The 16,654-nt window shown below is 38.3% G+C and carries 10 protein-coding genes and 8 tRNA genes; 6 read left to right on the forward strand and 12 right to left on the reverse strand.

Annotated features, from left to right (window positions below; translation table 11 throughout):
* Positions 1-70: 70 nt before the first annotated feature.
* Entirely contained in the window at positions 71-1,312 is a 1,242-nt protein-coding gene (gene gltS, locus V5M36_RS11580; RefSeq protein WP_338564182.1) for a sodium/glutamate symporter, read from the reverse strand.
* Between the two features lie 558 nt (positions 1,313-1,870).
* A complete protein-coding gene (locus V5M36_RS11585; protein ID WP_338559152.1) occupies positions 1,871-3,145 on the reverse strand; it encodes a DcaP family trimeric outer membrane transporter in 1,275 nt (424 codons plus the stop codon).
* A gap of 403 nt (positions 3,146-3,548) precedes the next feature.
* Between V5M36_RS11585 and V5M36_RS11590 the strand changes: the two genes are divergently transcribed.
* Positions 3,549-4,253, forward strand: a complete 705-nt coding sequence (locus V5M36_RS11590; protein ID WP_338559154.1) for a nitroreductase — start codon at positions 3,549-3,551, stop codon at positions 4,251-4,253.
* Between the two features lie 170 nt (positions 4,254-4,423).
* Here the strand turns inward: V5M36_RS11590 and V5M36_RS11595 are convergent, their stop codons facing one another.
* Positions 4,424-5,635, reverse strand: a complete 1,212-nt coding sequence (locus tag V5M36_RS11595) for a multidrug effflux MFS transporter (RefSeq protein WP_338559156.1) — start codon at positions 5,633-5,635, stop codon at positions 4,424-4,426.
* A gap of 141 nt (positions 5,636-5,776) precedes the next feature.
* On the opposite strand from V5M36_RS11595, the gene yccS (V5M36_RS11600) reads away from it, so the two are divergent.
* From yccS (V5M36_RS11600) to V5M36_RS11620, 5 genes are all read left to right on the forward strand, one after another.
* Positions 5,777-7,942 (forward strand): YccS family putative transporter, encoded by a 2,166-nt coding sequence (gene yccS, locus V5M36_RS11600; RefSeq protein WP_338559159.1) that lies wholly within the window; start codon positions 5,777-5,779, stop codon positions 7,940-7,942.
* Positions 7,943-8,078: 136 nt separating this feature from the next.
* Positions 8,079-10,253: a YccS family putative transporter gene (gene yccS / locus V5M36_RS11605; protein WP_338559161.1), complete on the forward strand. Its 2,175-nt coding sequence runs from the start codon at positions 8,079-8,081 to the stop codon at positions 10,251-10,253.
* 102 nt (positions 10,254-10,355) lie between these two features.
* Entirely contained in the window at positions 10,356-10,916 is a 561-nt protein-coding gene (locus tag V5M36_RS11610; RefSeq protein WP_338559164.1) for a YcxB family protein, read from the forward strand.
* Positions 10,917-11,095: 179 nt separating this feature from the next.
* Positions 11,096-13,786 (forward strand): PepSY domain-containing protein, encoded by a 2,691-nt coding sequence (locus V5M36_RS11615; RefSeq protein WP_338559169.1) that lies wholly within the window; start codon positions 11,096-11,098, stop codon positions 13,784-13,786.
* 304 nt (positions 13,787-14,090) lie between these two features.
* A complete protein-coding gene (locus V5M36_RS11620; RefSeq protein WP_445206271.1) occupies positions 14,091-14,918 on the forward strand; it encodes a YdcF family protein in 828 nt (275 codons plus the stop codon).
* Positions 14,919-15,022: 104 nt separating this feature from the next.
* On the opposite strand, the gene V5M36_RS11625 is transcribed toward V5M36_RS11620, so the two are convergent.
* From V5M36_RS11625 to V5M36_RS11665, 9 genes are all read right to left on the reverse strand, one after another.
* On the reverse strand, positions 15,023-15,487 hold the full coding sequence (locus tag V5M36_RS11625) for a DUF2750 domain-containing protein (protein WP_338559171.1): 465 nt from the start codon (positions 15,485-15,487) through the stop codon (positions 15,023-15,025).
* 75 nt (positions 15,488-15,562) lie between these two features.
* A tRNA-Val gene (locus tag V5M36_RS11630) sits at positions 15,563-15,638 on the reverse strand.
* 87 nt (positions 15,639-15,725) lie between these two features.
* Positions 15,726-15,802: transfer RNA gene (locus V5M36_RS11635), tRNA-Asp, on the reverse strand.
* A 40-nt stretch (positions 15,803-15,842) separates the two neighbouring features.
* Positions 15,843-15,918, reverse strand: a tRNA-Val gene (locus V5M36_RS11640).
* 29 nt (positions 15,919-15,947) lie between these two features.
* Positions 15,948-16,024 (reverse strand) — tRNA-Asp (locus tag V5M36_RS11645).
* A gap of 10 nt (positions 16,025-16,034) precedes the next feature.
* A tRNA-Val gene (locus V5M36_RS11650) sits at positions 16,035-16,110 on the reverse strand.
* A 21-nt stretch (positions 16,111-16,131) separates the two neighbouring features.
* A tRNA-Asp gene (locus tag V5M36_RS11655) sits at positions 16,132-16,208 on the reverse strand.
* Positions 16,209-16,259: 51 nt separating this feature from the next.
* A tRNA-Asp gene (locus tag V5M36_RS11660) sits at positions 16,260-16,336 on the reverse strand.
* 25 nt (positions 16,337-16,361) lie between these two features.
* A tRNA-Val gene (locus V5M36_RS11665) sits at positions 16,362-16,437 on the reverse strand.
* Positions 16,438-16,654: the final 217 nt, after the last annotated feature.

Consider the following 16,654-nt stretch of genomic DNA (forward strand, 5'->3'; position numbering starts at 1 on the left):
GTATTAATCAGATTGAAAAAAAGCCCCATATTCACTGGGGCTTTTTTAGTTCATGCGAGTTAGATTTAAGTTAGATAAAGAATTTCAAAATCATCTGAATCACTGTCGCATTAATTAAATCGACAAAAAATGCACCACATAAAGGAACAATCAAAAAGGCTTTATGAGATGGTCCATACATATTGGTAATGGCTTGCATATTGGCAACCGCTGTTGGTGTTGCTCCCATACCAAAACCACAATGACCTGCCGCAAGTACTGAAGCATCATAATTTTTACCCATCACACGGAAAGTCACAAATGCTGCATACAATGCCATGGTTAAGGTTTGCGCACCCAAAATCACAACCAATGGACCTGCAAGGTCTGCCAATTGCCATAATTTAAGTGAAAGTAAAGCCATCGCTAAATAAAGTGAAAGTGAAGCATTACCAAACACGTCAATTGCACGATCAAAAATTTTAACTTTAAGCACACTTTCCAGAATATTACGTAGAATTACACCACCGCCGAGCGCCCATACAAATGTCGGTAACTCAAACCAAGTTCCTTTGCTATAACCCGTCATAAATTCTGCAAATGCAAGACATGCAGCAAAAAGACCTAAAGTGGTAATGGCATTATCAGCTGTAATTAAGCGAACTTGATTACGGTTTTCAAAGGCAACAAATTCAGTTTGTTCATTTAGAGCGTTTGAAGAATCAGTATTTTCATTATTATTTTTTGCAACACCTGGTGTTTTGATTTGATATTTATTGATGAGTAATTTGGCTAAAGGACCACCGATAATACCACCGATAATCAAACCGAAAGTCGCACTTGCCATACCCAGCGCCAATGCACCTTGAATACCATGTTGAACTTCTAAAATTTCACCCCAGGCACCTGCAGTACCATGTCCACCAGTGAGGGTAATTGAACCAGCGATTAAACCAATGAGCGGATCGATACCCAATAAGGTTGCCAAACTGATACCCACAAAGTTTTGCACAATGATGAAAGAGGCTACGCAAATGAGGAATATCACTAGCCCCATGCCGCCTTCTTTCAATTTGGCAAAATTGGCACTTAAACCAATAGAGGCAAAGAAAATCAACATAAAACTGGTTTGAAGCACTGAGCTCGTTGTAATGTTATAGCCCCATAAGTTGTGAACGATGAGTGACACAACTGCTGCAACTAAACCACCAGCCACTGGCTCTGGAATATTATATTTTTTTAGAAAGTTGATATTATTTACAAGGAAACGACCAAGTAATAAAACAATTACCGCTGCAATGAGCGTGTAAAAAGCGTTAAAAGTTATTTCCATCATGAATACTCATCAAATACAACGTGAATTTTAAGGTCATGCTTATTTTTATGAACAAGATTATTGCGAATTTTTATGACTCAAACTGAGCCTATATTACGCATGACAAACGATCGAAAAAAAACAATCTTCTATGTATATTTCTTCTATACATAATAATTGTTGATGTCGCATTGATTCAATCTTGTTAATAAAAAGACAACACATACGTCATTAGACAATCATTAAATCAGCCTAAATAGATTCAACATATCAAGCTTAAACAAAGCTTTAAAAGTCTTTTGACTAAAATATATCTACTTAAAACTGACCTGTTTTCTCAATATTTACCCCAGATCCAAGACAATACTTGGCAATAATAATAAATTTGAGCGAAAAGGCTACACCATTACTCGGCAGATTATGCATTTTTTTTAATAATTGTCTTTATATTGAATAAAATAAACGCAATTTTTTAATTATACTTTAGTCTTAATCATATCTTTTTTCTTATATGACATAAAATATGACATAAAAAAACCGAAGCATAGCTTCGGTTTTTTAGCTTAATAAAAACTTTTAGAAGTTATATTTCGCCATTAAGCCAATACGATTATCTTTAAAGCTTGATCCGCTAAATGTTTCACGCTTACCATTTACGTACTCAACACCTAGATCTACAGGTTTAACTGGTGAGTAAATAAAGTTAATCCATGCTTGTTGTACTTTTTCATTTGCAGAGGTTGCATTGGCTTTCGCATAATCAGTGCCATTGTCAGCAAATAATGCGCCATACGCTAAAGTTGAACGGAGATTCGGTAAGATTTTATAAGTCGCACCAACTTGAACACCTACAAACTCATTTTGTTCAATATCACCATTCACTATACTGTACGCAGAATTTGAACCATAAAGATAGTTACTGTTGCCTTTCACGTAAGACACATCGGCCGATACTTTAAATGGGTCAGTAACTTGATAGTTTGCACCCGCTGCCACCCCCCATCCGATCTGGTCATCATTTACGGTTTCTGATTTATAGTTTTCAATCAAAGCGCGAGCAGATGCATTACCCTTACCGTCTGCAAAACCTTGAGTCACTTTAGCCGTTAAATTTGGGAGTCTGTATTTAAGCCCTGAACCTGAAGCTGTACTGTTACCCTCTTCTGCAGAAACCAACAACAAGGTATTTGGTGCAAGTTTATGTGAATAGCGTACTTGTGGAATACGTGCTGTACCGCCACCTACGTTTGTACCAAAGTCGATCATCTCTGGCGCATGGCTCGACAAGAAGTTCGACGTCGTTTGTCCGAATAACCAATTATTCAATGTAATGTATGCATGACGTATACGAAGTGCTTCATTGGCCCCTGCAAAGTCGACTTCAACTTTACCACCTACATCCGCTCCCTCTACCTTAGTTTTAAAATCCAAACCAAGACGCGTAGTTTTAGCTGTCGCACGTAGTTTATCTTCAACTGAACCAGGATTATTCCCACCAGCGCCCACTTTACCCACACTGTTAAAGTCATCATCCGCACCTTCAATGATATAGTTCGCATCGCCACGAACAAAACCATAAAGATTAACTTCTGCACCTGCTTTAGATTTTAGACCCATCTGCGGTGAAGCTACTGCTGCTGGTTGCGCTTGAACCTGTGTTAATTGAACTTGTTGCTGTTGTTGTACTTGATGTTGTTGTTGAATAAGTGATTTTAATGCTTCAACTTCTTGACGAAGTTTTTGAATTTCTTCTTTATCAGTAGCAGCATGTACTGAACTCATCATCGCCGTAGTTACTGCAATTGCTAGAATTGTTTTGAAAATATAAGGACTGCGATTTAATTGACTCATAAGAACTCCAAAATTGTAATTAAGCTGCTTCCATGCATATCGATCTCCATCAAATTTTGATTTCAATCGTGATCGATGCTTTATCTTGACTAAACAATCTTGCCCAAACAATTACGATCAAATATTGCACTTAACTGCATATAAAATATTTTTACATTAGATACTTAACAAGTAACATAATGTGTATTGGTCCGTTACCTATTCTAACAAGTTATCAACAAGATTAAAATACGTTTTCCATACTTTTAGTTTCCATCTCAATCACAATTTAATATTAATATTTCATATTATTATATATATCTTACACTTACACTAATTTATCCTAAAAAAATGGTTTCTATATACGACTATCGTATATAGTAAAAGTGTCAAAAAATTCAAAAAATATTTACACGGAGTTTTTATGAGTTCTGAACAAGTTCAATATGTTGATCAAGCAATTACATCTCGTCAGTCGATTCGTGCTTTTCTAAATAAAGCTGTAGATGTTGAAATCATTAAAGATATTCTAAAGGTTGCATCTCGCGCGCCATCAGGCACCAATACTCAACCTTGGAAAGTCTATGTCGTCACGGGTCAAAAAAGAACAGAACTTATTACTCAAGTATGCGATGCGCAAAATGATCTCTTTAAAAATCCTGAACTTGCATCTCAATATACAGAAACTTTTCCCTATTATCCTGAAAACTGGTTCTCACCTTATATTGAACGTAGACGTGAAAATGGCTGGGGACTTTATGGTTTACTGAATATTCAAAAAGGTGAAAAAGAAAAAATGGCTGCGCAACATCTGCGTAATTATCAACTTTTTGATGCACCCGTTGGACTATTTTTTACGGTAGATAAAGCCATGGGAATTGGTTCTAAAATGGATACAGCCATGATGATTCAAAATGTGATGGTTGCTGCGAAAGCTCGTGGCTTAGACACTTGTCCTCAGGCAGCTTGGAATCATTTCCATTCGATTGTGTTGAATATACTCAATGCACCAGAGAATGAAGAATTGATTTGTGGCATGGCACTTGGTTATGCCGATCCAAATGAAATTGTGAATACCTTCATCACACCAAGAGAATCTGTTGAAAATTTTGCAGTATTTTTAGATTAAGAGCTTAAGATGATTCAAAAAAAGAGCCTTGCGGCTCTTTTTTGTTGCGCTATTTTTGATAGCGCTTTCTTTTGATTGCGATGTTTTTTGATTGCAATGTTATTTGATGAATGCCTTATCTGATTAATCCATTATTCGATGAATCTATATTTCAACGAATCCAGTCTCGCTTAAATCATTTTAAAGTCTGGGTTTTGAGCGAGTTTAAATATACAAGCCAGTCCAGCCGCGGTAAAAAACACCATTAGTATCCCCATATTCATCACTGGACTCGCCCATAAAAAGTTCAAGATGATGCCGCCTAAAAGTCCGAATGAAAATTGAATACTTCCCATAATGGCACTCGCTGTTCCAGCACGCGCACCTTGCTTCGACATTGCGAGCGCCATTGCATTTGGTCCAGTAAAACCAATCCCAGACACAGTTAGAAATAAACCGAGCATGAGTAGCCACAGTGGTGCATTAAGTATGAAACCACACATCATCACGATGATTGCGCCCAATAACTGCTGTATTCCGCCTATTTTTAAACGGCGCATCACCGTTATCTTTTTAGCTAAATACTTATTTGCGGAGGACATCAACATAATACCAAAAGCATTAAATCCAAATGCATAAGCAAATGCATGCTGACTTAGATGATATTCACCCATAAAAACTGCTGAAGCCGAACTAATATATGCAAAAAGTGCTGCGCCTGTTAAGCAACCCGCCAGCATAGGCATTCTAAAGCTTCGATCTTGTATAATCGTTGAATAAAGTAAAACCACTTGTTTAAAACTGAGTTTTAATCGGTGCTCAACACTTAAGGTCTCTTCAAAAAAATAATGAACGCAGAACAGACAGAATAATCCGATCAAAGTCAGCGTAATGAAGACAGCTTCCCAAGGAAAGAACTGTAAAATGAATGCACCTATAATCGGTGCAAGTATTGGCGCCAAGCCCATCACAATCATCATGCTTGAGAAAGCTTGTGCAGATCCTTGAGTGTCTAGTCTATCTCGTATAGCAGCACGTGCTATTACAACACCTACACAACCGCCCAAAGCCTGTAAAACGCGTGCTGCAATTAAAGCCCAATCATTTGGGGCGATGACACAAAGAAAACTTGCAAACGCAAATAGTCCCATTCCCCAATACAATGGTTTTTTTCGTCCGATCCGATCACTCAGAGGACCATAAAATAATTGACCAATCGCCAACCCCAAAAAGTATGCGGGTAATGTATTTGAAATTTGCTGGGTACTAACCCCAAAATCGTTCGCCATTTGCGGTAAGGCGGGTAGATACATATCTATAGACAACGGACCCAAAGAGGTCAGTAAAGCCAATAGAATGATCCAGCTTGTCGCATACTGCTGTCTATCTATAATTTTCGACATCTGCTGTTATTCAAATTGAAGACTGTATATTTTCAAGTCTATACCGAACATCATAAAATTTCTGCTAAAGATAAGTGAATATTCATCTTATATTCATCATATAATCCGCATCGAAAAATAAAGCACTTTAAGGATTGGGGTTTGAATACTTGGTTGGTTCAGCTGAAAAAAGCAACCTATAACACCACATTTCTATACACAATACGTATGTTGATTATCTTTGGGGGAACTGCATTTTTTCCTTATTTAATTGGTAATCAAATACTCACTATTCCGCTTTCATTAGCAGTGGTTGCCGCAGGCTTAGGCGACATTGATGATCGTTTCTCGGTCAGAATAATGAATATGATTTATACCTACATTGGTTTTTTCATTACTGCCACTGCCGTACAGCTTTTATCTCCTTATCCCTTTGTGTTTGCGTGTGGCTTTATTGTTGCCTGTATTGGATGGATCTTATTGGGTTCATTGGGCAGACGATATGCGTCAATATCTTATGGATGCTTGGTGGTGACAGTCTATGCAATGCTGGGCGTACATCTATTTGAACCGTGGTATGTACAACCTGCCCTGCTTGTTTCTGGCGCGGTCTGGTACGGTTTAATCTCGACGATCTTTTTTTTACTCTTCCCTATCCGCAGAGTACAAGATCAATTGTCGCTTTGTTATTCATCATTAGCCGATGTGCTCTTCGCAAAATCAAATTTGTTTGATGTTGAAATGACAGCTCAAACCTATCAGCGAAGTATGATTAGTTTGTCTTTTGAGAATAGTCATTTGGTGAGCATGTTCAATGAAATGCGTAGCACCTTATTAACTCGACTGAAAGGTGACCGTGGCCGACTGGATACTCGTCGAAGTCTGCAATATTATTTTGTGGCTCAAGATATACATGAACGTGCTGACTCCTCCCATTTCGATTATCTTAAACTGACCCAAATTTTCCAACATAGCGATATCATGTTCCGCTTTCAAAGGATTTTTTCTTTACAAGCAAAAGCCTGTAAGGATTTAAGCGATAGCATTTTACATGGTCATTTTTATAAACATAATCCAGAATTTGAAGTCAAGTTTCAAAACTTAAGAATTTCAATCGAAAAACTTCGGGATGAGAAAAATTATGACCTCAGCTGGATCAATTCATTAAGCTCTCTTTATCAAAATCTGAAAGCCATTGATCATCAACTGAATAATATCGAAACAGAACAACATATAAAACATGACCATGACAAATCTCTAGACCACCAATTAAATGATGATGATTTAAAAGGCTGGTCTGATATTGTGATTCGAGTCAGACAAAACTTAACACCCGAATCTATTTTATTCAGGCATGCGATTCGTTTATCAACCGTTCTTTTTGTCGGTTATATTCTGGTTGAAATTACCAATATTCCATCAGGTTTCTGGATTTTATTGACCTCAGTCTTTGTCTGTTTACCCAATTTTAATGCCACCAAACGTCGTTTATATTTAAGAATTTTAGGGACTTTTATCGGCATCATTATTGGTTATATTGTGCTTTATTTTGTACCTTCTTTGGTCGGACAACTGTTGATACTCACGATTAGTGGTGCACTCTTCTTGGTATTGCGCAGTAAACAATATGCACAAGCAACCGCATTTATCACGATTTTAGCCTTAATTAATTTCAACTTTGATGGCGTCGGCTATGAAGCAGCCATTCCTCGTCTAATCGATACGATTATTGGTTGTTTCCTCGCATGGCTCGGTATTCTGTTCATTTTTCCAGATTGGAAGTTTCGCAACTTACCAAGAACGATTCAGCGCTCCTTAAAATCGCAAAGTGAATATTTAGCAGAAGTCATTACTCAATATCGTGAAGGCCGAAATAATAGTTTAAATTACCGATTGGTGCGTCGTGCTGCTCACAATACAGATGCCGAGATTGCCTCGCTCATTTCCACCCTTGAAACAGAACCTGACTATGACCCAACGCATAAAGCTTTAGCCTTCGAATTTTTATGTTTAAATCATACATTCTTAAGTTACATTGCAGCATTAGGCGCTCATCGTGAAATAATTGAAGCGCCTGAAATTCTAGATTTACTCGATTTGGCATTGAAGGATATTGAACTTACTTTTTTGAGTGATGAAATGCCAAACCTCAATAGTTATACTGTCTTAAATACAGTACAGCAGCACTTAAATGAATCCGATCTTGATGTTTCTAAATCACTCATTGTTATTCAACAGCTTTCATTGATGTTTAGCCTATTGCCGCAATTGAATCATTTAAAACAACAATTGTGCAGTTCGAAAATCAATGATTTTGCAACGTCATAAACTTAACGATATAGATGTATAAACTGTATAAAAAATATTTTTCCATAGTAGACTTCATTGAATACGTCTTTAAATCCATAAACGTATTCAATTGTTTGCAATCTGTTTGACCTAAAAGTTTGATAAGGATTTAATCTTGAATAGCTGGCTCACTAGACTCCGTAAAGCAACCTATAACACAACATTCATGTACAACATCCGCATGATCATTGCTTTTTCGGGCACAGCCTTTGTTCCTTATCTTTTAGGTAATCAACTCCTCACCATCCCTTTGACCTTAGGCGTGGTCGCAGCTGGATTAAGTGATATTGACGACCGTTTTTCAGTTCGTATCATGAATTTGCTGTATACCTATCTGGGTTTCTTTATTGCAGCAGCCTCTGTACAACTGTTATTCCCCTATCCATTTTTATTTGCAACAGGATTGATCCTGTCATGTATTGCACTAATTTTATTAGGATCATTAGGGCGTCGTTATGCCACTATTTCATACGGCTGTCTCGTCATTTCAGTCTATGCCATGCTGGGTGTCGATATATTTGATGACTGGTATACACAACCGATTTTATTGGTTATTGGTGCAGCTTGGTATGGTGCAATTTCAACGCTGAGTTTTTTGCTTTTTCCAGCTAGACAAGTTCAAGATCAACTTGCCAATAGCTATTCTGCTTTGGGTAATTTCCTGTTTGCCAAATCAAATTTATTCGATGTTGATATGACGGCATCAAGTTTTCAACAAAGCATGATCAGTCTTTCACTTGAAAACGGGAAATTGATTGCGATTTTTAATACCATACGTTCAACACTTTTAACTCGACTCAAAGGCGATCGTGGTCAGATCGAGACGAGACGAAGTCTGCAATATTATTTTGTTGCTCAAGATATCCATGAGCGCGCAGATTCGGCACATATTGATTATCAAAAATTAGCGATGATTTTTGAACACAGTGATATTTTGTTCCGATTTCAGCGTGTGATGTCCTTACAAGCCAAAGCCTGCAAAGATTTAAGCGAGAGCATTTTGCACCGAAGCACCTATACCCATAATCCACGCTTTGAACATGCATTTAATAATTTATCCAAATCATTACAGAAAATGCGTAAAGATGAGCAACATGATCTACTGTGGATTAATGCTCTTTTTGCCTTGATGCAAAATCTAAAAGCCATTGATGCTCAGTTACGCAATGTTGAGACAGAGCGTTATATTAAACTCGATAAAAGTAAACATATTGAAAATCAGCTCAAAGATGATGACTTAAAAGGCTGGGAAGATATCACCAGTCGTATTAAACAAAACTTGACCCCTGAATCAGTGTTATTTCGCCATGCGATTCGCGTATCTATAGTGCTTTTAATTGGATATATCTTTGTCCAAGTTACTCATATTGAATATGGCTATTGGGTTTTATTGACCGCCTTGTTCGTGAGCCAACCGAATTTTAACGCCACCAAACGCCGTTTACGGTTACGTATTCTGGGCACGATCGGCGGTATTATTTTAGGTTTCGCAATCTTGTATTTTATTCCCTCTATCGAAGGTCAATTATTACTCTTGATCTTATGTGGTGTTTTATTTTTCGAGTTACGAAGTAAGCAATATGCACAAGCCACGGCATTTATGACCACTTTGGCTTTAATTAACTTTAATTTAGACGGTTTAGGATTCGATGCCGCTCTTCCACGGTTAATTGATACCTTAATCGGCTGTGCTCTAGCATGGTTTGGTGTGACCTTTATTTTCCCAGATTGGAAATTTAGACGACTTCCGCACACGATTTCACGTGCCTTCAATGCGCAATGTGATTATTTAGCAGAAGTGGTTGAACAATATCAACATGGTCGAAATAATAGTTTAAATTATCGTATCGTGCGTCGAACTGCACATAATCGTGATGCAGATTTAGCATCGCTTATTTCTACACTAGCAACAGAACCAGATTTTGATGCATCACAAAAAACCCAAGCTTTTGAGTTTTTATGTCTGAATCATACCTTTATCAGTTATGTGGCAGCTTTAGGGGCACATCGAGAACAACTACATGATGAAGCCACTCTAAATTTACTCAATCAAGCATTATCGGATATTCGTGGTGTACTACTTTATGATGAGATGCCTGAATTAAGCTTACATAATATGCAACAAACTTTGCGTGAACGCCTCAATTCGAGTGATGAAGAATCAACGAAAGTATTGATTGTGCTTCAACAACTTTCATTAATGTTTAGCATTTTGAAACAGTTAAGCGCACTTAAGCAAAGTTTAAGCTATGATCGTGATGAACAAGCCACTGAATTGGCATCACTATAAAAGCACAATCTATATACACAGTAAATTAGTACAATATACTCCCTGATTGTACTAATTTAATGCTAAACTCTGCCGAGATTTACATTTCTTATTAATGACATTATGACTGCGAAAAACCTTTACGCCTACACCCTACAACCTGTTCCTTATGATGTAACAGAAGCTGAACAACGGAATGCTCAATTAGCGATTTGGCGCAGTACCAATAAAATTGGTACTAAAGCTTGGGCGATTATGGCTGCAGTTGTTGCAATCTCAATTTTAGGCTTAGTTTTAATCAAAAACTACTCTACGATTATTTTTTGGGTCGCGCTTGTTTCAGTTGCGGTCTACTTTTTAGTTCGTAAATTTGGTCTTGAATGGTATGTAAAACGCAAAATGAACGAATTCCCAGTTCAAGAAATTGCTGGAATAAAATTGGGTGTTCAACCCCATGGAATCGTGATGCGTCAAAAAATGGGCCTACAAGAAGGTGTAGGTTCAATCGCGTGGAAAGACATTTACGAGTGGTATAACACGCCAGACTTTATCTTGGTTAATTTTAAAGTTAAAGATCAGCAAGGCGCTTATATTCTACCAAAACGTATGAATACCAAAAACTTTTCATTTCAAACTGTTCGTAAGCACCTCAATGAAACCGTAGGTCCTGCTAAAACGCTATAAATGTATGTTGATTTAAAATCGCACTAAAGCCTCCTCTCATGGAGGTTTTTTTATTCGACTTTTAAAACTCAATGCGATTGATAATGAGAATAAATATTATCCTCAAAAATCCACGTTCTCTGCTTAATCTTCAGATATAATTGCGAAATCGAAAATAATCATACTTCCATTGTACCCACATGCTAAAGAAAACTTTTTTTCAGATACATTGGTTTCTAGGAATCACCGCCGGATTAATCCTATCTTTAATGGGTGTTACAGGCGCAATTTATTCCTATGAACAACAAATACTTAAGTGGATAAATCAGGACAGTTACACGGTTCAAGTCGAAAATCGTGAAAAGCTTAACCCTGCTGAAATCTATCAACATTTTTATAAAACAGATCCTGCACTCAAAATTAACAGCATCACGATTGCTTCAGCAGCATCTGAATCATCCAGTATCAATGTCGTTAAAGAAGGTGCCCGTCGTGGTTTTACCATGATGATTAATCCCTATAGTGCTGAATTACTGCCAGACATAAAAGGTCGTGAGTTCTTTGCATTTATTCAACAATTGCATCGAAATTTAACCGTCGGTCCAGTAGGTAAGCAAATTACGGGGGCATGTGCTCTCATGCTAATTTTCTTTGTGCTGAGTGGTCTGTATTTAAGATGGCCAAAGAAACACACTTGGCGTCAATGGTTAGCGGTTAAGCCCAAGCTAAAAGGTCGTAACTTTATTTGGGATCTGCATGCAGTTGTGGGCACATGGGTAATTATTTTCTATCTCATTTTTGCCATGACCGGTTTGTATTGGTCCTATGATTGGTGGCGTAACGGCATGTTTAAAGTGCTGGGGGTCGAGCGCCCACAAGCCACTGTACAAGAGCGCCCTAATGCCAATTCGGGTCGTCAAGGTCAAGCTGAACAGAATATACAACAGCCAAATCAAATGGCGGGTAGAGAAAATCGCAATTCAAATACTGCTTCAGCAGGTCCAGTAAATGCACAATCTACACCCAATGCATCTGGATCTAATGAACCTCGTTCTGAGCGTCGCAGACCTAAAGGTTTAGAGTCGAATCAGATTCAAAATGCTTTAAATCAAACATGGCATGGGTTTACACCACAATTAAATCGTGAATATTCGAGCCTAACCTTTAACTTACCTAAAAAAGATGATGGCAAGCTGGAGTTGACTTTTGTCGACGCAATTCCACAACATGAACGTGCACGTAATAAGGCTATATTCAACTATCAAACAGCTCAAATTGAGTCACTTGAACTGTATGAAGATAAGAAGCTCAATGAACAAATCATGAGCAGCATGCTACCTGTGCACCGTGGTAGTTTCATGGGACCTGTTTATCAATTTATTGCCATGCTTGCAGCACTTGCAATGCCGTTATTTTTTGTCACAGGCTGGATGCTCTATCTGAAACGCCGCAAGCAAAAGAAACTAACTTTAGCGGCTAAACAAGGTGTTCTACATACAGAGATCGATCCAAATGCAACACCATGGCTCATTGCCTATGCCACACAAACTGGAGTTTCTGAACAATTGGCTTGGCGGACTGCGACCAGCTTACAACAAGCACGCCAACCTGTGACTGTAAAATCTGTACAACAATTGACTGAAGATGATCTTAAAGAGAATAAGCAAATTCTGTTTGTTGCAAGCACCTATGGAACGGGCGAAGCACCTGATTTAGCAACCTCTTTTGATAAGAAAATTTTAAGTCTAAATCTGGATCTCAGCCATCTTCAATATGCAGTTTTAGCTCTTGGCTCACAAGAATATCCCGATTCATATTGTTCTTTTGGTCATAAAATTGATACTTGGTTAAATAAAAATCATGCTCATGCCCTGTTCAACACAATAGAAGTGAATAACGCAGATAACCTTAATATTGAAAAATGGAATAACGCACTCGCCAAGGTTTCCAATCTTGAACTACAAACGATGTCGATTGATAAAGTATTTGACCAATGGAAATTACTAAAACGTAATTTGCTCAATCCAAATAGCCAAGGTGCCCCTGCTTTTAATATTGAACTTCAAGCCAAGCATCAAGCAGACTGGCAAGCGGGTGATATTGCCGAAATTCAACCAGGTAACAGCCAGCAACGTATTGAGGCGTTCTTAGCTCAGCATCAGATTTCGGCAAACACGCATGTAGATTCGCTCAATATCAATATTGCTCAAGCATTATGGAACAAAAACCTAAATACGGTTGTTGAACCTTTTGCCAATATGGATCATTTACTTGAACAATTACCTGACCTTCCTACGCGTGAATATTCCATTGCCAGCATTCCGCAGCAACAGGTTTTACGCTTAGTGGTTCGCCAACAAAGTAATGCTCAAGGAGAGCTCGGTCTCGGATCAGGCTGGCTGACTCAGCACCTTTCTACTTGTGACGAAGTTTCTCTACGTATTCGTACCAATGAGTCCTTCCACCTAATTAATGATAATCGTCCAATTATTTGTATTGGTAATGGAACTGGTATTGCAGGTTTGATGAGCCTTATTTCTGCACGTATTCGTTCAGACTATACTGAAAACTGGTTAATCTTTGGTGAGCGCGAACAAGCGAATGATTTCTTTTATAAAGAAACCATCCAAGCTTGGCAAAATACAGGCATGCTTAAACGCATCGATCTGGCTTTCTCTCGTGATCAACTTGAAAAAGTGTATGTGCACCATAAATTACGTGAACATGCTGAAGAACTAAAAACGTGGATTGCTAACGATGCCGTTATCTATGTCTGTGGAAGTATTCAAGGCATGGCTTCAGATGTTGATCAGGCATTGATTGATATTCTAGGTGAAACCTGTGTGGATGATTTACGACAAAATGGACGTTATCGTCGTGATGTTTATTAATCATGATGTTTAGTGGCCGTGATGTTTAGTGGCCGTGATGTTTACGAATCGTGAAGTCTGCTCTGGCAGTGATGTTTATTAGTCGCGCTATATATTGATCATGAAGGAATTCATTTTAGTACATTGACCATGAGTATATTGTTGAGTGCATTTGAATTGAGTACTTCATCTCATTTTTAATGCAATAAAATACCTATAAAATTTATTCATACCAAAACCGAGCCTCAGTGCTCGGTTTTTTATCTCTACAAATACCTTATGTGCTGGGTTATGATTGACACGAAAAATTCGAATAGCGCAACGTATGAAGCAAACACTTGTTCAAACTTTTAGACCGAATAAAATAAGATTAATGCAAATTTGCATGATGAGTGTAGGTGCAATTCTTTTTTTAGATGGACTCTTTCTCATTTTACAAAAGAAAATTCATCTGGGTACTTTACTGCCTTTTTTGATTGGCTTAGGGCTTTGCTTATATGCGTTTTATTTAAAGAAAATCAGCGTTGTGCTGAATAAAACCCATCCCAAAAACAACATTCTTAAAAAATTTATAAACTTGGCTTGGATTTTATTTTTAATCTGGGCGCTCAGTGTCGCTGGATTTTTTTTATATCTTAAATCGAACATCAATCAATCTGAAAATACAGCTGATCTAAAGGCTATTATTGTACTTGGAAGTGGACTTATCCAAGGCAAGCCCTCTCCAACCTTAGCTGCGCGTTTAGACCGTTCTGCAGATGTTGCCAGACGACATCCCGATGCGCTGATCGTGGTGACTGGCGGACTCGGAACGTGGGAGAATCAAACTGAGGCGGAGGCGATGGCTAAATATCTTGAACAGCAGCACTCTATTCCAATACAGCGCATCGCCACTGAAGATCAAAGCACCAGTACCGAACTAAACTTGAAAAATACAAAAGCAATTTTAAAAGTATATGCAATCACATTAGATATGCCAATCAGTATTGTGACCAGCGATTTTCACACCCTCAGAGCATCTGCTATTGCGAAAAAACAAGGCTATAGCGACATTTATACTGTGAGCGCTGAAACGCCTTTGATGACGCGCTACAATGCTTGGCTGAGAGAATATTTTGCTTATCTGAGCGGCTGGTTGCTAAAAGAATATTAATTTTAAATGAAAATAATGCCACATGCTGAGTGGCTCATTCACTTTAAGCGCATAACCGATTAACCAAATGACAATTAACTCATTACTTTTAAAAGAAATACTGATTAATGATTTAATCTTATTTTTCTAGGATGAGGTAAAGATTTTCTTTGGAAAATGGATGGATCTTGAATAGAGAGTTGGTACAAATATCCTTTTAGATCCATCAGCATTTTGTGGCCAGACACCAAAATGTTTTGTCCTTCTGGTAACAGATTCAAAGACAATTGTGTATTCTGCTGGCGTAAATATGGAATAACATCATCTACAAAATCAACAATCGTGATTTCTTGAACATTATAGCTCGCCCACTTGTCTTTAATTAACAGTTGCGCAGCGTGTTTGGATTGCCAAATTGGAAGCGTTTGATGACCTGATGGCGTACCACAGAGCGCCCAGCCGTCATTGTACAAACCATAAGCTTTTTCTTGTTCTATAATCGTTTCAATAAAAATTCGATACTGTTCTATAGGCGGAACAATTGGACTGACTAAAGAGCTTGAAGATTTTCTTTGATAAGGATTTCTCATGATCTTAATATAAAATAAACTTTCGTTATATATTATATAAAATTCATAAAGATAAATAGAGATATAAAATAAATATGGTGGGCGCTGACGGGATCGAACCGCCGACATTCTGCTTGTAAGGCAGACGCTCTACCAACTGAGCTAAGCGCCCTTGAGGAATAAAAATAGCGTTTCTATTTTTAGAACACAAGAAAGGTATCTTTCTAAAACAAACCACTTTCACTAATAGGAAGGAAAATGGCGCAGCGGACGGGACTCGAACCCGCGACCCTCGGCGTGACAGGCCGATATTCTAACCAACTGAACTACCGCTGCACGGTAAACTTATAAATAAGTTTCATATCTTATGAAGATATGGTGGGCGCTGACGGGATCGAACCGCCGACATTCTGCTTGTAAGGCAGACGCTCTACCAACTGAGCTAAGCGCCCTTAAAGGGTCTAACTATTTTCATTTAGGATGGCGCAGCGGACGGGACTCGAACCCGCGACCCTCGGCGTGACAGGCCGATATTCTAACCAACTGAACTACCGCTGCATCACTAAAATGGTGGGCGCTGACGGGATCGAACCGCCGACATTCTGCTTGTAAGGCAGACGCTCTACCAACTGAGCTAAGCGCCCTTAAAAGGTCTAATATGTAAATGGCGCAGCGGACGGGACTCGAACCCGCGACCCTCGGCGTGACAGGCCGATATTCTAACCAACTGAACTACCGCTGCACTTACATAATATCGCTATTAAAGTACAAACAATGTGTTATCTGAATTAAGTGGCGCAGCGGACGGGACTCGAACCCGCGACCCTCGGCGTGACAGGCCGATATTCTAACCAACTGAACTACCGCTGCACTTAAAACATTTAACGTAAAGACTTGGTGGGCGCTGACGGGATCGAACCGCCGACATTCTGCTTGTAAGGCAGACGCTCTACCAACTGAGCTAAGCGCCCTTTACGACTTCATCGTTTGTGTGGTGCATTATAGAGAATCCTCAGGGACTGTCAAACGCTTTTCAATAGGAATCGGTGTTTTTCAGTTTGAATGATTAAAAAATAGATCATTTCAGCAAATAAAGCTGTTTTTTGTATATTTTTTGGCTATTTATCTTCATTTTTTTTAAAATAAATATCGCCATAATTCTAAAAATATTAAGATTTTTAATCTCTT

This window comes from Acinetobacter sp. KS-LM10 (genome assembly GCF_036896575.1).
Lineage (GTDB): Bacteria > Pseudomonadota > Gammaproteobacteria > Pseudomonadales > Moraxellaceae > Acinetobacter > Acinetobacter avistercoris.